Genomic DNA, 19,018 nt, shown 5'->3' on the forward strand with positions numbered 1-19,018 from the left:
GTTTAAGAAGGAGACAAGAATTGAGCTACGAAAACATCAAATTCGACATCGCGGAAGGCGTCGCCACCCTGACCCTGAACCGCCCCGATAAACTGAACAGCTTCACCCAGGCCATGCACCTGGAAGTGCGCGAAGTGCTGGCGCAGCTGCGCGCCGACAAATCCGTCCGCGTACTGGTGCTGACCGGCGCCGGCCGCGGCTTCTGCGCCGGCCAGGACCTGGGCGACCGTGCCGTCGCCCCCGGCGGCGCCGCAGTGGACCTCGGCGAATCCGTCGAAAAATTCTACGCCCCGCTGGTGCTGGCGCTGCGCGAACTGCCGATGCCGGTGATCTGCGCCGTGAACGGTGTGGCGGCCGGCGCCGGCGCCAACCTGGCCCTGGCCTGCGACATCGTCCTCGCCGCCAAATCGGCCAGCTTCATCGAAGCCTTCTGCAAACTGGGCCTGATCCCCGACACCGGCGGTACCTGGCACCTGCCACGCCTGATCGGCCACGCGCGCGCCACCGGCCTCGCCATGCTGGGCGAAAAGCTGTCCGCCGAACGCGCCGAGCAATGGGGCCTGATCTGGAAAGCCGTGCCGGACGAAGAACTGATGAACGAAGCGATGGCCATGGCCAAGCACTTCGCCACCGCTCCGACCAAGGGCCTGGCCTTCACCAAGCGCGCGCTGCAAGCCAGCTACGGCAACACCCTGGCCGACCAGCTCAAGCTGGAAGGCGAAATGATGCGCGAACTTGGCTACAGCCACGACTACCGCGAAGGCGTCGACGCCTTCATCAACAAGCGCGCTCCAAACTTCAAAGGGGAATAAGCATGGCGGCTCTGGCGAAAGGCAGTGTCGTTGCCGTGATCGGCAGCGGGGCAATGGGTTCCGGCATCGCGCAGGTGGCGGCGGCTTCCGGCTACACGGTCAAGCTGTTCGACACCCGCGCCGAAGCGGTGGAGAAGGCGATTGCCGATATCGGCAAGGTGTACGGCAAGCTGGTTGAAAAAGGCAAGATGACCGGCGCGGACGCCGACGCCGCGCGCGCCCGCCTGCACGGCGTGGCTGGTCTGGGCGATGTAGCCGACGCCAGACTGGTGGTCGAAGCCATCGTCGAAAACCTGGACGTCAAGCGCAGCTTGTTCGCCGACCTGGAAGGCATCGTCGCGGACGACGCCATCCTCGCCACCAACACCTCTTCGATCTCCGTCACCGCCATCGCCGCCAAGCTGCGCAAGCCGCAGCGCCTGGTCGGCATGCACTTCTTCAATCCAGTGCCGCTGATGGCGCTGGTGGAAGTGATCAGCGGCCTGGCCACCGACGCCGCCGTGGCGGAAACCGTCTACGACACCTCCATCGCCTGGGGCAAGAACCCGGTGCACGCCAAATCCACGCCGGGCTTCATCGTCAACCGCGTGGCGCGTCCGTACTACGCCGAAGGCTGGCGCCTGCTGAACGAGCAGGCCGCCGATGCCGCCACCATTGACGCGGTGATGCGCGAAGCGGGCGGTTTCCGCATGGGCCCATTCGAGCTGATGGACTTGATTGGTCACGACGTGAACTACTCCGTTACCGAATCCGTGTTCCGTGCCTACTACAACGACCCGCGCTTCACGCCATCCGTGCTGCAGCAGGAAATGGTCAATGCCGGCTTCCTGGGCCGCAAGTCGGGCCGCGGCTTCTATGACTACAGCGATGGCGCCGCCGCACCGCAAGCACGCGCCGAAGCACCGCAGCCTCTGCCTGAATACATCGGCTTCAGTTTCGAGCCGGGCGAACACACCGCCATCGCCACCATGATCATTGAGCGCCTGAAGGCGCGGGGCGTGGCCGTCACCAAGCGCAATTCCGCCGAAGGCCACCGCTCGCATGAAGCTCCGGCTTTCCACTGCAACGGCGCCGCGATCTACCTGACTGACGGCCGCACCGCTACCCAGCGCGCGCGCGACGACAAGCACCCCGATATGGTGCTGTATGACCTGGTGTTCGACTACAGCGCATCGCCGCGCATCGCCATTGCGTGCTCGGACCAGTGCAGCGAGCGCGCGGCGTCGGCCGCCATTGCCATGTTCCAGGCCGCCGGTTTCTCCGTGACCCGCATGGACGATGTGCCGGGCCTGGCTGTGATGCGCACCGTCGCCATGCTAGCCAACGAAGCGGCGGATGCCGTCAACCAGGGCGTGTGCAGCGCGCAGGCGGCGGACGTGGCAATGCAGAAGGGCGTCAACTACCCGCGCGGTCCGTTGGCCTGGGCCGATATGGTGGGCGTGCAGCAGATCGTCACCGTGCTGGAGAACCTGGCCGCAAGCTACGGCGAAGACCGCTACCGCGTGTCGCCGCTGCTGCGCCGCCGCCAGCAAAGCGGGAAGAAGATCCATGCATAACCCCAAGATGAATCCACAGGCCCTGGCGGAAGCGGCTGGCGCGGCGATGTTCTCGCGCGATCCCGCCAGCCAGGGGCTGGGAATGAAGTTGGTAGAAATCCGTCCCGGCTATGCGCGCATGAGCATGCCTGTCCGGAGCGATATGCTGAACGGGCACCAGACCTGCCACGGCGGCTTTATCTTTGCGTTGGCCGACAGCGCCTTCGCCTTTGCGTGCAACAGCCATAACCACACGACGGTAGGCGCGGGCTGCACGATCGACTACCTGGCCCCCGGGCGCTTGGACGACTTGCTGACGGCGGAGGCGATCGAGCGCACCCTGTCCGGCAAGACCGGCATCTACGATGTCAACGTCACCAACCAGGAGGGCAAGATGATCGCCACTTTCCGCGGCAAATCGCACCGCGTGTCCGGAGAGGTGGTTCCGACGCACAGCTGAAGGAGTGTTTTCCAATGGTTCAACGCATCCCCGCACCATCCGATTTGGAGCCGATCGAGCGCGCCAGCCGCGACGAGCTGCAAGCCCTGCAACTGGAGCGCCTGAAATGGTCGCTGCAGCACGCCTACGACAACGTCGCGCATTACCGCGAGGCGTTTGACGCGAAAGGCGTGCACCCGAGCGATCTGAAGTCGCTGGCCGACCTGGAGAAATTCCCGTTCACTGACAAGAAAACCCTGCGCGACAACTATCCGTTCGGCCTGTTCGCCGTGCCGCGCGAGAAGGTAGTGCGGGTGCATGCTTCCAGCGGCACTACCGGCAAGCCAACCGTGGTCGGCTACACCCAGCGCGACGTCGATATGTGGGCCGATGTGGTGGCGCGCTCCATCCGCGCCGCCGGCGGCCGCACGGGCGATATGGTGCACATCTCCTACGGCTATGGCCTGTTTACCGGCGGCCTCGGTGCGCACTATGGCGCCGAGCGCCTGGGCTGCACCGTGATCCCGATGTCGGGCGGCCAGACCGAGAAGCAGGTGCAGCTGATCCAGGATTTCAAGCCCTCGATCATCATGGTCACGCCGTCCTACATGCTGAACATCGTCGAGGAATTCCAGCGCCAGGGCCTGGACTGCGCCAAGTCGTCGCTGCAGGTCGGCATCTTTGGCGCCGAGCCGTGGACCAACGCCATGCGCGCCGAGATCGAGCAGCGCGCCGGCATCGACGCGGTGGATATCTACGGCCTGTCGGAAGTGATCGGCCCGGGCGTGGCCAGCGAATGCATCGAATCGAAAGACGGCCCGGTGATCTGGGAAGACCATTTCTACCCGGAGATCATCGATCCGGAAACCGGCGAGGTGCTGCCTGACGGCGAGGAAGGCGAGCTGGTATTCACCTCCCTGAGCAAGGAGGCCATGCCCGTGATCCGCTACCGCACGCGCGACCTCACGCGCCTGCTGCCGCCGACCTCGCGCTCCATGCGCCGCATCGGCAAGATCACCGGCCGCTCGGACGACATGCTGATCATTCGCGGCGTGAACGTGTTCCCGACCCAGATCGAGGAACTGATTTGCAAGATGGCGCCGCTGGCGCCGTAATACCAGCTGGTGCTGAGCCGCGACGGCCACCTGGACGCGCTGGAAGTGCTGGTCGAGCTGCGCGATGGCGTAGCCGCGGCCGGCGCCGACGCGGCCGCGCTGGCGCGCGAGCTGGAGCAACGCATCAAGACCAATGTCGGCGTGAGTACCCGCGTCACGCTGCTGCCCGCTGGCGGCATCGAACGCACCATGACCGGCAAAGCCAAACGAGTAATCGATAAACGACCCAAGGAATAACCATGACCGAAGCATTCATCTGCGACGCCGTTCGCACCCCATTCGGCCGCTACGGCGGCGCCCTGGCCGGCGTGCGTGCCGACGACCTGGCGGCGATCCCGATCGCGGCCCTGATGGCGCGCAATCCGTCCGTCGACTGGAAGCAGGTGGACGACGTCTACTACGGCTGCGCCAACGGCGCCGGTGAAGACAACCGCAACGTGGGCCGCATGGCGGGCCTGCTGGCCGGCCTGCCGGTGGAGGTGCCGGGCAACACCATCAACCGCCTGTGCGGCTCCTCGCTGGATGCGGTGGGCATGGCGGCACGCGCCATCAAGTCCGGCGAAGTGCAGCTGGTGATCGCCGGCGGCGTCGAAAGCATGACCCGCGCACCGTTCGTGATGGGCAAAGCCGACAGCGCCTTCTCGCGCAGCGCCAAGATCGAGGACACCACCATCGGCTGGCGCTTCGTCAACCCGCTGATGAAGGCGCAGTACGGCATCGATTCCATGCCGGAGACGGCCGAAAACGTGGCCGAAGAGTGGTCCGTGGCGCGCGCCGACCAGGATGCATTCGCCATCCGCAGCCAGCAGCGCTGGGCCGCCGCCCATGCGGCCGGCTTCTTCAAGGGCGAGATCGTGCCCGTCACCATCCCGCAGAAAAAGGGCGAGCCGAAAGTCATCGACACCGACGAGCACCCGCGTCCGGACACCACCATTGAAGCGCTGGCCAAGCTGAAAGGCGTGGTCAAGCCGGATGGCACCGTCACCGCCGGCAATGCCTCCGGCGTCAACGACGGCGCCTGCGCGCTGCTGCTGGCATCCGCCGCTGCGGTGGACAAGTTCGGCCTGAAGGCACGCGGCAAGGTGCTGGGTATGGCGACCGCCGGCCTGGCGCCGCGCATCATGGGCTTCGGCCCTTCGCCGGCCAGCAAGAAGGTGTTGGCGCAACTGGGCCTGACCATCGAGCAGATGGACGTGATCGAACTGAATGAAGCCTTTGCCGCGCAGGGCCTGGCGGTCACCCGCGACCTCGGCCTGGCGGACGACGACGCGCGCGTGAATCCAAACGGCGGCGCCATCGCCATCGGCCACCCGCTGGGTGCATCCGGCGCGCGCCTGGTGACCACCGCGCTGAACCAGCTGGAACGCACCGGCGGCCGCTACGCGCTGTGCACCATGTGCATCGGCGTGGGCCAGGGCATCGCCCTCGTTATCGAGCGAGTCTGATATGCCTTGCTACGAAATCAACGGTGTGCGCCCGGTGGTCCATCCGACCGCCTATGTGCACCCGACCGCGGTGCTGATCGGCGACGTGATCGTCGGCCCGCGCTGCTACGTCGCTCCGCTGGCATCGCTGCGCGGCGACTTCGGCCGCCTGATCCTGGAGGAGGGCGCCAACGTACAGGACACCTGCGTGATGCACGGCTTCCCGGGCGGCGATACGGTGGTGGAGCAGGATGGCCACATCGGCCACGGCGCCGTGCTGCACGGTTGCCGCATCGGCCGCAACGCGCTGGTCGGCATGAACGCGGTGGTGATGGATAACGCCACCGTCGGCGCGGAGAGCATCATCGGCGCTACCGCCTTCGTCAAGGCCGGCATGCAGATCCCGCCGCGCAGCATGGTGGTCGGTGCGCCGGCGCGGATCCTGCGCGAAGTGACGGACACCGAATTGAAATGGAAAGGCTCGGGCACCCACCAATACCACGAGCTGGCGGTGCGCTCGGCGCAAACCATGCGCGAGTGCCAGCCGGATACCGAGGCCGCGCCCGACCGCCCGCGCATGGAGTGGGAAAGCTCGCTGCCGATGCACCTGCACAAGCAAGCATTCGAAAACAAATAACGGAGACACATCAAATGGTACACACCCTGCAAAGCTTCATCGGCGGCCGCTGGCAAGGCAAGGAAGCCGCGACCGCGCTGCACAGCGCCCTGGATAACCGCGTCATCTACCACACCCACGCCGAACAGATCGACTTCGCCGAAGCAGTGCATTACGGCCGCAAGACCGGCATCCCGGCGCTGATGAAGCTGGACTTCCAGACCCGCGCCCAGCGCCTCAAGGCCCTGGCCATGTACCTGATGGAGCGCAAGGAAGAGCTGTACGCGATCTCGCACCTGACCGGCGCCACCCGCCCGGATAGCTGGGTCGACGTGGAAGGCGGCATCGGCACCCTGTTCGCCTACGCCAGCATGGGCAGCCGCGAGCTGCCCTCGTCCAACGTGCTGCACGAAGGCCCGGCCATGGCGCTGGGCAAGCGCGGCGGCTTCTCCGGCACCCACATCCTGGTGCCGCGCGGCGGCATCGCGGTGCACATCAACGCCTTCAACTTCCCGATCTGGGGCTTGCTGGAAAAGTTCGCGCCATCCTTCCTGGCTGCCATGCCTTGCATCGGCAAGCCGGCCAGCGCGACCTCCTACCTGACCGAAGCCCTGATCCGCATGATCAACGACTCCGGCCTGCTGCCGGAAGGCTCGCTGCAGCTGGTGATCGGCAGCACCGGCGACCTGCTGGACCGCCTGGGCGGCGCCGACGTGGTGACCTTCACCGGTTCCGCCGACACCGCAGCGAAGCTGCGTTCCAACCGCAACCTGATCAACAACTCCGTACCGTTCACCGCCGAAGCGGATTCGCTGAACTGCGCCATCCTGGCGCCGGACGTCACTCCTGACGATCCTGAGTTCGACCTGTTCGTGAAAGAAGTGCAGCGTGAAATGACCACCAAGGCCGGCCAGAAATGTACCGCCGTGCGCCGCATCATCGTGCCGCGCCAGCATGCCGACGCGGTGGCCGGGAAGCTGCGCGAGCGCCTGGCCAAGGTCGTGGTAGGCGATCCTGCGGTGGAAGGCGTGCGTATGGGCGCGCTGGCGTCCAAGGACCAGCAGCGCGACGTCGCCGAGCGCGTGGCGCTGCTGGCGCAGGGCAATGAGATCGTGTTCGGCGGCGACGGCGCGCTGAAGCTGGTGGGCCAGGGGGTGGAGAACGGCTCCTTCTTCGCGCCGACCCTGCTGATGTGCCGCAATGCGATGGACAACGACGCCGTGCACAACGTGGAAGCGTTCGGCCCGGTCAGCACCATGATGACCTACGACTCCATCGACGAGGCGCTGGAACTGGCCGCGCGCGGCAAGGGTTCGCTGGTGTCTTCGCTGATCACCAAGGACCCGGCGATTGCAGCGTACGCGGTGCCGATCGCCGCCGCCTCGCACGGCCGCGTGCACGTGCTGGACCGCGAAGCGTCGGTCGACTCCACCGGCCACGGCTCGCCGCTGCCGCAGCTGAAGCACGGCGGCCCTGGCCGCGCCGGTGGCGGCGAAGAACTGGGCGGCATCCGCGCGGTGCGCCACTTCCTGCAGCGTGCCGCGGTGCAAGGCTCGCCGACCATGCTGTCCGCCATCACCGGCGAGTACGTGCGTGGCGGTGCCGTGCGCGAGAGCGATGTGCATCCGTTCCGCAAGTGCTTCGAAGACCTGCAGATGGGCGATTCCCTGCTGACCCATCGCCGCACCGTGAGCGAAGCCGATATCGTCAACTTCGGCGGCATTTCGGGCGACTACTTCTACATGCACTTCGACGAAATCGCGGCCAAGGACACCCAGTTCGGCAAGCGCATCGCGCACGGCTACTTCGTGCTGTCCGCTGCGGCGGGCCTGTTCGTGTCGCCGGCGCCGGGTCCTGTGCTGGCCAACTACGGCCTGGACAACCTGCGCTTCATCACTCCGGTGGCGATCGGCGACACCATCCGCGCGCGCCTGACTTGCAAGCGCAAGGTGGACCGCAACCGCACCGACGACCAGGGCCGCGGCCAGGGTGTGGTGGCATGGGACGTGCAGGTCACCAACCAGAACGACGAACTGGTGGCCAGCTACGACATCCTTACTTTGGTGTCCAAGCGAGCATAAGGGCGACCGCCGCAAAGCCCAGCGCGATCAGCAACACGGCAGTCCACTTCAGTTTGTAGTGGACTGCGTGGCAGCGCTGGCACACCCGCATCTTGGCGCCGCCGCCACTGGCGAGCGGCAGCTCCTCGTAGGTATTCCATTTGATTTCAGCCGCGCACAGCGCGCACGCACCGCGTTCGTTGCGGCGCGCGCCGCGCCATTGGCGCAGGCGGTCCGTCACCAGTGCCGCCACCAGCAGGGCGGCGAATAGCAGGAACAGTATCTTCATCGTGCGGCGACTCTACCACAAGCCCCGCGCTACCGCCCCTGCCCGCGTCAGCCCAGGTAGGGCTGGAACGGCACGCCGTGGGCGATGGCCTCCGCCACCTGGGCCACGTTCTCCGCGCTCTCCGAGAAGCCGAGCAGCACCTGGTCGGCGCCATAGCCCGAGTCCAGCGCCTTGACCCAGAAGGCGAAGCCGGTGGCATCGGGCTCGCGGTGCAGCACGTTCTGGTAGATGGTGGTGATCAGCTGCTGGTTGCTTGGCTTGGCGCCGTACAGCTTCACCGATTCGTCGGACGCCAGGAAGTACTGCGCCACGGTGGCCATCGACATGCCTTTGTCCAGCTGCGCGAGCCAGAAGCCCAGGCCGCCCTCGTCCGGCTGGCGGCCAAAGGCGGCCTGGTACAGGCGGTAGGCCTGCGCCGCGATGGTGTCGAGCGCCAGCGCGCCGTCCTGGAACAGCAGCCGCTCCATATTCGACAAGGTGTCGCTGCCGCCATCGCCATACTGCTTGGACAGCACCCAGCTGCCGCCGCCCTGGGTCGGCACGTAGCCGGCGCGCAGCGCGTCGAACACCAGGCTGTCGCGCCCCGCGCCGCCGTCGATCTTGTCGTTGCCGGCGCTGCCGAGGATACGATCGTCGCCGCCCAGGCCATTGATGGTGTCGTTGCCGGACAGGCCGGACAGCACGTCCGGCGCGTTGCCGCCCAGGTGCGTGTTACCGGCGGCCAGCATCGAGAAGTAGGCGTAGTAGGTGTTGCTGCCTTTGTCGTCGCTCAGGGTGTAGCTGAATACATCGGTGCCGGCATAGCCCGCATTGGGCTTATAGGTGAACTGGCCGTCAGCCGTGACGGTGGCGGTGCCGTAGGCCGGCCCTTGCAGCAGGGTGTATTTGGCGCCGCTGGCGGTGCTGCTGGCGGCGGGCAGGCTGCCGGCCAGCGTGGTGTCCTGGTCCAGGCTGGAGGCCAGGTCGGCGCCCTGGGCGCTGGCGGCCAGCGCGATTTCGCCGTCGGCAAAGCGCAGCACTTCGACGCCGAGCAGGGTATCGAAGCCACTGCTGCCGTCGCGTGCGCTGACGAAGATCTTGCCGAAGCCGGTGGACAGCACGTAATCGGTGCGCGCACCGCTGAACTGCGCGATATCGCGCCCCTTGCCGCCGTCAATCCAGTCATTGCCCTTGCCGCCAACCAGAAGGTTGTCCAGCTTGTTCCCGGTCAGCACATCGTCGAAATCGCTGCCGATGGCATTCTCAATCCAGGTGTCGAGGCCGAGCGAAAGATTGTCGACTGCCGCCACGCCGGCCGCAGTGACGCCGGCGCTACTCAGGTGGCCCGGGGTGAGGTCGAGCTCCACGCCGGCCCTGGAAGCGGAAGCGTCGATGGTGTCGTTGCCGCCATCGTCCACCAGCGCCGACTGGGCGCTGAAGCGCGCCGTATCCAGCTTGTAGGTGTCGTCCAGCGCCTTCCAGCTGCGCGCACCATACAGGTAGCGCAGCGCGTGGATATCGTAGGCACTCCAGGTGGCGGGGAACAGGCCGTCGGGTGAAGCGGTCAGCGACATCACGCTGATCGACACATTGTCGTCGGTGGCGCGCATCTGCTTTTCGAAAAAGTCGCCCGGTTCGCTGTTGCGGGTGTGGCGCAGGCCCAGGGCGTGCCCGGTTTCGTGCAGCAGGATGGCCAGGCCTTCCTGGCCCGGCTTCAGCTTGGCCATGGTTTCCAGGTCGATCCAGACGGCGCCGGCATTGGGGCCGCTGCCCGGCGCCTGGCCGGTGCCCTTGGTGCTGTTCTGCTGGCTGGCGCCGAAACGCAGCTGGCCGCTGCTGCCGGCCACCTCGGTGAAACTCAGGCCGGTGGTGGCCGCCGCTGCATCCAGCATGGCGCGCACCATGGCGCGCTCCTCTGCGCTGAACGTACGGAAGCCGCTAACGCCCGGCGCGCTGTCGACAAAGCTGTAGGTCAGGGCGGTGGCCGTGCCGAGCGCGCTGCCGGCATTCCAGCGCGCGGCGCCTTCGCCGGCGATCGCCTGTTCGGCGATATCGGTGGGGCGGATGAAGCTGGCCAGCGGAAATACAACTTCACCGCTTGGCTTCCACATGCCGACCGATTCGACATTTTCGAGGTGCACGGAGAAATTCTTGTCGCGCGCATTGGTAATGTCGGCCGTCAGGCCATCGATCGAAACGCGGATGTCGAATTCTTCGATCTCGGTATTGGAGTCCCAATTCGGGATGTAGACGCGGTCGTCGCCGCCCTTGCCGTCGATGACGTTGCGCCCGCCGCCGCCGGCGTGCAGGTAATTGTCGACGGATGAACCGATGATCGTGCCGCCGCGCCAGGCCAGTGCCGCATCGTTCACATTGACCAGGGTGTCGCGCCCGCCCTTCCCGTCGTCGGCGAAACCGGCCTCCAGGTTGATGCTGGCGATGGAGTCGAGGTCCCAATAGCCGACCACCACGTGGTCCCAGTCATTACCCGGCAAGCGCTCGATGCGGTCGTTGCCTGGCCCGCCCAGCACGGTGCCGTAGTACACGCTGATGCTGTCGTCGCCCTCCAGGCCGAAGTAGTCGCGCCACTCCTGGTCGGTCTTGGCCTGCTTGTAGGTGTCGTCGCCTGCCGTGAGTCTGAGTTCCATGTAGGCTCCTAAGCGTGCAGGAAGTTCAGCGTCTTGGTGCTGAAGTTCGCGAGATTCGGGAAGACCGCCGTCAACTGGTCGGCCGGCAGGCCGAGCCAGCGCATCAGGGTCGCCCCCACCTGGTCGGTCGCCATCGACGGTACGAAGCGGCCTTCGCCGCCCGGGTCGGCATCATCCACACCGCCCAGCCGCAGGGTTGGCAGCGTGCCGTACACCTGGCCGCCCGCGACGGGCGTGCCCAGCACGAACCAGTTATTGCCCCAGGCGTGGTCGGAGCCGTTGCCGGAGGCCATGCGCAGCGTGCGGCCGAAGTCGGACATGATCAGCAGCACCACGCCGCCATCGACGCCGGACGCCTTGTTAGCCGCATCCAGCGCGGCGACATTGCGCGCCACTTGCGCCAGCTGGTAGTCCTGCGAGTACTGGGCCGAACCGCGCTGCGCCGAATGGGTGTCGAAGCCGCCCCACTGCAGCATGAACAGCTGGCGCTTGTAGCCCATCTTTTTGAACACCGGCAGCACCGTGCCAAGGCGCCGCAAGCCGCGTCCCAGTTCGTCGTTGTCGAAACCGGTGTTCGGCTCCGGCGCATTCATGGTGGCCTGGGTGACCAGCGCCGATTCCTGCAGGCTGCGCCCGAAGGTGCGCGCATATTCCGCCGAGTACTGGCTGCCGTACTGCCACTGCGCCATGCGCATCAGGGCCTGGGTGCCGTCGTTGCCTTGCTGCGCCAGGTCGAAAGGACCCCAATGGCGCGAACCCCAGGCGCCGATGAAGGACACCGGCGAATTGCGCCCCAGCACCAGGGTGCGGTTGGTGTTCATGGTCACCGCGTTCATCGGGTTGCGCAGCGAGGAAGGCATCAGTTCCATGGCGCGCCCGCCCCAGCCGCTGCCGTCCGCGTCGCCCAGCCAGCCCTGCTGCCACATCACCTGGTCGCTGTGCGACAGCAGGAAGGACGGCACCACCACCGAGCGCTCCTTCACCTGCTGCGCGGTGGCGGGCATCACCAGCGGGCCGGCATTCAGCAGCCAGGCCATGCGTCCCTCGGCATATGCCGGCAGCAAAGGCGCCAGCGCCGGATTCAGGCCGAAGGTATGGCCGGCCGAACTGCCGGGCAGGTTTTTCAGCTCCGTCTTGGCCAGCGCCAGTCCGGGACGGCTGGCGTAGTAGTCGTCGTAGGCGCCGTCGGTCGGCACCAGCGAATTGTGGCCGTCGTTGCCGCCGCCCAGGAACAGGCAGATGACGGCGCGGTAGTCGCTGGCGGCGGCCAGGCCGGCGCCGCCGCTCAAGGCCAGGATAGGCGCAGCGCCGGCCACGCGCAGGAAGTGGCGACGGTTCATCATCGTATAGCTCCGTATTCAGGTGAGGCCAGGGAAAAGTGCAGCACGTTCAGCGCCTTTTGCGCCGTGTTCGCGCCGGGCATGGACGGCGCCAGGTCGTTCAGCGACTGGCGCATGGTGGCCGGCATCGCATTGCGGAAGTAGCGCGCGCTGATCAGGTCCACCAGGGCGCGCGGCGAGCTGCTGTAGGCGCGGGTGATGTCGTCGATCTTGCAGCCGGCCTTGGTCCAGGCGGCCGCTTCCCCGGTGTTGTAGCCGCCCACGCGCGCGGACAATTCCTCCGGCGTCAACAGGCGCTGTTCGGGCGCCAGCAGGTTGCTGCCCGGCGCGCGGTCGGTCGGCAAATAGAAAGAAAAGACGCTGGAGGCGAAGAAGGGCTGCTGGATGGACGGCATTGCCACGCCGTTCTCCAGCCCATCGTCGCGCGTGCCGCCCCAGCGCAGCGGCAATTTGCAGCCTACGCCGCGCAGCAAGCCGGTGTACCACAGCAAAGGTTCGCGCAGTTTGCCGAAGCTGGCCGGGGATGCCCCTTGCTGGTCGCCCTGGCGCGCTTCCGGATCGAGCAGGATGGCGCGCACCAGGGCCTTCATATCGCCCGCCACGCCTTGCCCGTTGTCGCGGAATACAGCCGACATGCGCGCCACATAAGCCGGGCTGGGATTGCTGGTGACCAGGTGCTGGATCATGCGCAGGCTGACGAAGGGCGCGATGTTCGGATGCTCCATCAGGATCTTGACCAGCGCGTCCAGGTCGCTGCTGGCGCTGCCTCCGGCGGGGATGGTCTTGCCGAGGAACTTCTTGGCGTTGCGGTCGTGCGCCACGCTCCATTTATCTTCGACCATCTCGCCGGCAAAGCGGCCGTAGTCGTATTGCGGCGTCTCCTGGGCAAACGACCAGCCGGTCAGGGCCAGCGTCACATTCTCCACGTCGTCCTGGGTGTAGGTTTCAAGCGGCCGGCCCTTGGCGTCGCGCTGCACGGTGCCATCCGGATTGAGCTTGGTGACGCCGAGCGTAAACAGCTGCAGCAGTTCGCGCGCATAGTTTTCGTTCGGCGCGCACCACGGGCATTCTTCCGAGGTGGGGCGGTTTTGCACATTGTCCAGGTATGCCCCCATCGGCGGATGGATGCTCAATGCGCGTATCAGTTCGGCGTAGTTGCCGAAGGCGTGGCGCTGTAGAAGGTTCATGTACTGCAGCGTGGCGTAGTTCTCCACCTTGGCGCCCGACACCACCAGGAATTGCGACATGGCCCAGGTGACGCGCAGGCGCAGTTGGTCCTCGCCGCTCAGCATGGTGCCAATCAGCTTCTGGTTGGTGTAGATGGAGGCATCGTTACCCTGCTTGGGGATCTGGCTGTTGTAGACGCGCACCGGCTCCGGATCGACCTGGGTTGGCGGCAGTGCGAGCTGGCTGTCGATCCAGGCCGCCAGCCCCTGCTTGCCGATGGCCGCTACCAGGGTTGGCGTGGCGCCGAAGCTGGCCTGGTCGGCCAGGCGCGCGGCGGCGTAAGGCGTCGCTTGCGCGCTGCTGCTGCCGATCTGGCCTGGCGCCTGGGCCGCGGCGCTGGCCCCAGCCGCAGGCGGCGCCGTCCCGTCGCTGCCGCTGCAGGCTAGCAGCGCCGCCGCTGCGGTGAGGCCAGCCAGGTTACGAAACAAGCGTTGCATGTCCACCTCCACACTGTTGAAGGGGCAGTGTAGCGAACGCTGTAGCCTCTCGGCAATCACCCAAATAGATGATTTTTTGTATAGTAATTAAGTAAATATCATTGCAATTTCGTCGCGATGTGTAAGCCTGAGTTCTTTGCCCAGGGAGGCCCAGATGCCAAGGACATGGATGGTGGTTGCGATCGGAGTGCTGGTATTCGGCGACGCGGCTGCGGCCGACGCCCGCCTGGCGCGCGGCAAATACCTGGTGGAGGGCGTGCTGGCCTGCGCCAACTGCCATGCGGTGCGCGACGAAAAAGGCGTGCCGGTTGCGGCGCGCGGCATGGCGGGCGGCTTCGAATTCAACCAAGGCGTGTTCCGCTCTTACGCTTCCAATATCACGCCGGACCGCGACACCGGCATCGGCGCCTGGAGCGACGCCCAGCTGGGCAAGGCCATCCGCGAGGGCCTGCGGCCGGACGGCAGCATCATCGGCCCGCCGATGCCGGTCCACTTCTACCGCGCCCTGTCGGACGACGACCTGGCCGCCACCATCAAATACCTGCGCGCCCAGCCGGCCGTGGCCAACAAGGTGCCCAAGTCGGTATTCAATATCCCGCTGCCGCCCAATTACGGGCCGCCGCTGAAAAAGGTGAAGGCGCCGCCGGCCAGCGACAAGGTGGCCTACGGCGGCTACCTGGTGGCGATCGGGCACTGCATGGAATGCCACACGCCGCGCGACGAGAAGGGCATGCTGGTCGAGGCGCGCCTGGGCGCGGGCGGACAGAATATCAAGGGGCCGTGGGGCGACAGCATCTCGCGCAACCTGACCCCGCACGCCGAGGGCCTGCGCGACTGGAGCGACGCGCAGATTGCGGCCGCCATCCGCAGCGGCAAGGATCGCAACGGGCAGCCCTACAAGCCGCCCATGGCCTTTGCCTGGTACCACAGCATCAACGATGCGGATATGGCGGCCATGGTGGCCTATCTGCGCAGCCTGCCGCCGCAGCCGTCGGCGGCGGCCAGGCCTTAGGCCTGCAGGCCGAACGGGTCGTCGATGGAGTGCGACGGCTGGGTGAACCAGCGCGGGCCGTCTTCGGCCATGTAGAAGTGGTCCTCGTGGCGCACGCCGAATTCGCCCGGCACCACGATCATCGGTTCGTTGGAGAAGGTCATGCCCACTTCCAGCGGGGTCTTGTCGCCGCCTACCAGGTAGGGCCATTCGTGGATGTCGAGGCCGATGCCGTGGCCGGTGCGGTGCGGCAGGCCTGGCAGCTTGTATTCCGGGCCGAAGCCGGCCGCCTGCAGCGAACGGCGCGCGGCCATGTCCACTTCCTCGCACGGCACGCCCAGCTGGGCCGCTTCGAAGGCGGCCAGCTGCGCCGCCTTTTCGGCATTCCACACCGCGCGCTGGCGCTCGGACGGCTCGCCGTACACATAGGTGCGGGTGATGTCGGAAATATAGTTGTGCAGCTTGCAGCCGGTGTCGATCAGTACCGTGTCGCCCTGTTTCAGCGTCTGCACATAGCTCACGCCGTGCGGGAAGGAGCTGGCCACGCCGAACAGCACGATCACGAAATAGGAGCCGGCCGGCGCGCCCACCTTGCGGTGCGCCTTGTCGATGAATTCGGCCACCTCGGTGGTGCTGATGCCTTCGTGCAGGATGCTGGCGGTGGCGATGTGCACGGCCAGGGTCATGTCCTTGGCGCGCTGCATCAGGGCGATTTCGGCCTTGGACTTGCGGGTGCGGCAGTGCGCGGTGACCGGGCGCGCGTTTTCCAGCGCATAGCCTTCGGCCAGCGGGCGGATGCCGTCGAAGATGAAGAAGGCGGAACTCTCGTCGATGCCGATGCGCGGCGGCTGTGCGGCGTTCGGCATAATGCCCATCTTCTTCAGGACCGCGATGAACAGCGCCGACGGGCTCTCGTGCTCATGCCAGCAGTTGACCGCGCCTTCCACCAGCATGAAGTCCTTCAGGGTGTCTTCCTCGAAGGCCGGGGCGATGTATTCGACCGCGCCGCTGGCCGGCAGGATGGCGCCGACCATGCGCTCGCTCGGGTACCACCTGGTGCCGGTGAAGTAGAGCAGGCTGGAGCCGGCGTTGATGTAGATGGCGGCGATGCCGTGCTGGCGCATATAGGTTTGCGCCCTGGCGATGCGCGCCAGATGTTCTTCCTTGCTGATCGGGGTGGCGCCTGCTGTCATGTCCGACAGCGATGCCAGTGCCTGTTCCATTGTCTTGCCGCCAATACCAACGCCCATACCGCCTCCTTATAAAACAAGGCGGCCATCATAGCACCGCCGGGCGCCGGTATTGCGGCTTGTGCAGCTATCGTATTGGCTGATGACGATAGCCGCACAGGTGGTGCTTACTGCACTTGCAGGCTGACCTTATCGACCACGAAGGAGGTCTGCAGCGACGAATCTTCCGTCATGTTGAAGTGCAGGCGCACGGTCTGGCCTTTGTACGGCAGCAGGTTGAAGCTGCGGATCTGGTAGCCGGTTGCCTTGTTGACGTTGGAGTAGGTCGCCAGGGTGCCCAGCGTGGTGCCGGCGCTGTTCTTCACGGTGACCACCAGCTTGTCGTACACGGTGCTGCCGGTTTCCGCGGTGTCGATATGCAGCGCGAACGAGAAGTTCGCCGACGTCGCGGTGGATGGGATGGTCACGCTCTGGTACAGCGTTTCGGTGGCGGTGCTGCCGTTGCCGCCCAGCCAGGCGAAGCGCGTGCCCTCGTAGGCGGTCTGGCCGCTGTAGTTGCCGATCACGCCGGTGCTGCCGGCCCATGGCGCGGTGCCGGACTCGAAGCCGCCGTTCACCACCAGCTCGTTCTGCGGCGTGCTGCCCACGGTCAGGGTGGCGTTGTTCGAGGTGGCGGTCTTCACCGGCGAGGAGGAGTCGCTGACCACGGCGTTGAACACGGCGCCGTTGTCCGCCGCCTGCGCGGTGAGCGAGTAGGTGGTCGAGGTGGCGCCGGCGATCACGGCGCCGTTGCGGTACCACTTGTAGGTGTAGGGCGCGGTGCCGCCGGTCGCCGCCACGCTGAACGAGGCGGTGGCGCCGGCTGCCACGGTGACGTTGTTCGGCTGGGTGGTGATCGACACACCGCCGGCGCCGGCTTCGTCGACGTCGGTGCCGACGTTGATCGCCGCATAGGCGCGCTTGACCGCAGTCGCTTCCGCGCTGCCTACGCCGTACAGCTCTTCCGCCGCCTCCAGCACCTTGGTGCGTGCGGTCGCGTAGTTGGTGGAGGAAGTGAACTTGGTGGTGGCGGCCTTGAACCAGATGCGGAAGGCCTTGTCGGTGCCGATACCGGTCATCGCCAATGGCTGCTTGGTCAGGTAGGAGCTGTACATCTCGCTCGACGAGGAGGAGTTGGAGCCCTTGGCCAGGAAGTAGAACATGCGGTTGTTGGGGCCGGACGAGTAGTGCACGTTCAGGCTGCCCAGGGTACTGCTCCAGGCGTCCTTCGACTTGCCGTCCTTGGAAGGCTTCCACATCCAGCGCAGCGGGTTGCCGCTGCGGCTGATTTCCTTGCCCATCATCCAGTCGTTGCCGCTCAGCGGGATCGAGGTGCCGGTGCCGCCGGCGCGCGCGTAGGCTTCCACCGCTTCGCCGATGATGTCCGAGTTCGATTCGTTCAGGCCGCCCGACTCGCCCGAGTAGGTCAGGTTGGAGGTGGCGTCGATCACGCCGTGGCCCATTTCGTGGCCGATCACGTCGATCGAGCCCAGGTTGTAGAAGCTGGTGCCGCCGTCGCCGATGTACATGCACTTGCAGCCCGGGTCGAAGAAGGCGTTGTCGTAGTTGTTGTCGACGTGGACCGCGATGTAGGTGGCGGTGTTGTTGCCGTCCAGCGAAGACCAGTTCAACACGTTTTTCATGGTGTCGTAGGTGTTCATCAGGCCCCACAGCGCGTTCACGGCGGCGGTCTGGCCGTTGGCGTTGGTGGTGCTGCCGCCGCTGATGTACTGGGCGCCGTCGCCCCAGGTGTTGGAGCTGTTGGTGTAGATGTTGCCCGGGGTCGGGTTGGATTCCGGTGCGTGGTTGGCGTTGGTGATCGCCATGCCGCCGAAGGTGCCGCCGGTGCCGCGCGTGGCGTCCAGCATCTTGTAGGTGGAGCCGGACAGCGAGGTCTGGATCGGCACCTGGCCGTTGTACTGGCTGTTGCCGGTGCCGGTCACGGTTTGCAGGGCGTCCCATTGCTTGATGATGGCGCCGGTGGTGGCGTTGACCACGGTGTCGTGGAACAGCGGCTTCTTGTCCTTGGACATGCGGGTCTTGACCAGGTAGGCCAGCTCGTAATGGTCGACCACTTCTTCCAGGTCCAGCGCGTTCAGCTTGCTTTCCGCCTTGTTGGCGGCTTCCTTGGTGCGCTGGGTTTTCATCACGGGCCAGATCAGCAGCTCTGCTTCCGGCTTCCAGCGCTGCACGGCGCCGCTTGCGCCGGCGCGCGACAGGGCGAGGCGGATCGCTTCGGCCGCGTCGAAGGCTGGGGTGGTGTCCGGGGCGCCTTTGCCGGCGGCCTTGGCGGCGCGCGAGGCATCCAGGCCGTTGCGGCGTTCGGAGGCCGATTCGCTGACGATCTCGCCGTTGTCGTCGGTCACCACCACCGATTCGGAGCCGAATACGCGCAAGCCCTGGAAGGTGTGGTCGGCGCGTGCGATGCGCTGGCCGTTGGCGCCAGGGTGCTGGTCGCGCAGCTTGTAGCCATGCTCGTGATCGAGGCCGGCGGCGGCGCGGCGGGCGTCCAGGCGGGCGGCCAGGTTGGCCTTGGCCGCGACGCTCATTGGCTGCGCAGGTGCGGCCATCAGGGCTTCCGGCAGGGCGCCGCCAAAGGCTGGGGCGAAGGGCAGGGCGGCAATGGCTGCAGCCAGCAGGCTTTTGCGAAGTTTCATCGGCTCTCCTTGAGCTTTGAGGTGGATAGGAGAGCGGGACGTTATGCCTCTTTTTTGGGCAAGTCAAAAAACTTATGAAAAAAGTCAGATTGACAGAAAATGTCCAAATTAGGACATTTGATTACATTTTGCCGCGCGCGGATGTATCGCGGCTTTGGCAAAGATGGCGCACGATTGGCTGGCGATGTAGGGAAGTTGCAACGAAATAGAAGGCTTTTTC

General features: G+C 66.0%; 13 protein-coding genes and 1 pseudogene. 8 read left to right on the plus strand and 6 right to left on the minus strand.

Going from position 1 to position 19,018, the window contains the following annotated elements; translation table 11 throughout:
• Positions 1 to 20: 20 nt before the first annotated feature.
• The 7 genes and pseudogenes from paaG (at position 21) to paaZ (ending at position 8,022) form a co-directional block, all read left to right on the plus strand.
• A complete protein-coding gene (gene paaG / locus AAHE99_RS10365) occupies positions 21 to 812 on the plus strand; it encodes a 2-(1,2-epoxy-1,2-dihydrophenyl)acetyl-CoA isomerase PaaG (protein ID WP_342117018.1) in 792 nt (263 codons plus the stop codon).
• Between the two features lie 2 nt (positions 813 to 814).
• The gene (gene paaH / locus AAHE99_RS10370) at positions 815 to 2,368 is read left to right on the plus strand and encodes a 3-hydroxyacyl-CoA dehydrogenase PaaH (protein WP_342117020.1); all 1,554 of its coding nucleotides are present in this window, start codon (positions 815 to 817) and stop codon (positions 2,366 to 2,368) included.
• Complete coding sequence (paaI, locus tag AAHE99_RS10375) at positions 2,361 to 2,807, plus strand: hydroxyphenylacetyl-CoA thioesterase PaaI (RefSeq protein WP_342117022.1); 447 nt, start codon at positions 2,361 to 2,363, stop codon at positions 2,805 to 2,807. The genes paaH and paaI overlap by 8 nt, the downstream gene beginning before the upstream one ends.
• A 14-nt stretch (positions 2,808 to 2,821) precedes the next feature.
• Positions 2,822 to 4,138, plus strand: a pseudogene (gene paaK / locus AAHE99_RS10380) (phenylacetate--CoA ligase PaaK).
• A gap of 2 nt (positions 4,139 to 4,140) precedes the next feature.
• On the plus strand, positions 4,141 to 5,346 hold the full coding sequence (pcaF, locus tag AAHE99_RS10385; RefSeq protein ID WP_342117024.1) for a 3-oxoadipyl-CoA thiolase: 1,206 nt from the start codon (positions 4,141 to 4,143) through the stop codon (positions 5,344 to 5,346).
• A 1-nt stretch (position 5,347) separates the two neighbouring features.
• Entirely contained in the window at positions 5,348 to 5,962 is a 615-nt protein-coding gene (gene paaY / locus AAHE99_RS10390; RefSeq protein WP_342117026.1) for a phenylacetic acid degradation protein PaaY, read from the plus strand.
• A 14-nt stretch (positions 5,963 to 5,976) separates the two neighbouring features.
• Positions 5,977 to 8,022, plus strand: a complete 2,046-nt coding sequence (gene paaZ, locus AAHE99_RS10395; RefSeq protein WP_342117029.1) for a phenylacetic acid degradation bifunctional protein PaaZ — start codon at positions 5,977 to 5,979, stop codon at positions 8,020 to 8,022.
• On the opposite strand, the gene AAHE99_RS10400 is transcribed toward paaZ, so the two are convergent.
• Genes AAHE99_RS10400 through AAHE99_RS10415 form a run of 4 tightly spaced genes read right to left on the minus strand, consistent with a single transcriptional unit; the run spans position 7,997 to position 13,921 of the window.
• Positions 7,997 to 8,290 (minus strand): hypothetical protein, encoded by a 294-nt coding sequence (locus AAHE99_RS10400; protein ID WP_342117031.1) that lies wholly within the window; start codon positions 8,288 to 8,290, stop codon positions 7,997 to 7,999. The genes paaZ and AAHE99_RS10400 overlap by 26 nt on opposite strands.
• Before the next feature lie 47 nt (positions 8,291 to 8,337).
• Positions 8,338 to 10,917 (minus strand): DUF4214 domain-containing protein, encoded by a 2,580-nt coding sequence (locus tag AAHE99_RS10405; protein ID WP_342117033.1) that lies wholly within the window; start codon positions 10,915 to 10,917, stop codon positions 8,338 to 8,340.
• Positions 10,918 to 10,925: 8 nt separating this feature from the next.
• On the minus strand, positions 10,926 to 12,260 hold the full coding sequence (locus tag AAHE99_RS10410; RefSeq protein WP_342117034.1) for a DUF1501 domain-containing protein: 1,335 nt from the start codon (positions 12,258 to 12,260) through the stop codon (positions 10,926 to 10,928).
• Positions 12,257 to 13,921, minus strand: a complete 1,665-nt coding sequence (locus tag AAHE99_RS10415) for a DUF1800 domain-containing protein (RefSeq protein WP_342117036.1) — start codon at positions 13,919 to 13,921, stop codon at positions 12,257 to 12,259. The genes AAHE99_RS10410 and AAHE99_RS10415 overlap by 4 nt, the downstream gene beginning before the upstream one ends.
• Positions 13,922 to 14,075: 154 nt before the next feature.
• Here AAHE99_RS10415 and AAHE99_RS10420 point away from each other — a divergent pair, with 154 nt between their 5' ends.
• On the plus strand, positions 14,076 to 14,933 hold the full coding sequence (locus tag AAHE99_RS10420) for a c-type cytochrome (RefSeq protein ID WP_342117038.1): 858 nt from the start codon (positions 14,076 to 14,078) through the stop codon (positions 14,931 to 14,933).
• On the opposite strand, the gene AAHE99_RS10425 is transcribed toward AAHE99_RS10420, so the two are convergent.
• Both AAHE99_RS10425 and AAHE99_RS10430 read right to left on the minus strand, forming a co-directional pair.
• Positions 14,930 to 16,162 carry a M24 family metallopeptidase gene (locus tag AAHE99_RS10425; RefSeq protein WP_342117040.1) on the minus strand — a complete coding sequence of 411 codons (1,233 nt, stop codon included), beginning with the start codon at positions 16,160 to 16,162 and terminating at the stop codon, positions 14,930 to 14,932. The genes AAHE99_RS10420 and AAHE99_RS10425 overlap by 4 nt on opposite strands.
• Positions 16,163 to 16,269: 107 nt before the next feature.
• The gene (locus AAHE99_RS10430) at positions 16,270 to 18,798 is read right to left on the minus strand and encodes a M4 family metallopeptidase (RefSeq protein ID WP_342117041.1); all 2,529 of its coding nucleotides are present in this window, start codon (positions 18,796 to 18,798) and stop codon (positions 16,270 to 16,272) included.
• Positions 18,799 to 19,018 lie beyond the last annotated feature (220 nt).

Source organism: Pseudoduganella sp. OTU4001, assembly GCF_038440195.1.
Classification (GTDB): domain Bacteria; phylum Pseudomonadota; class Gammaproteobacteria; order Burkholderiales; family Burkholderiaceae_D; genus Rugamonas.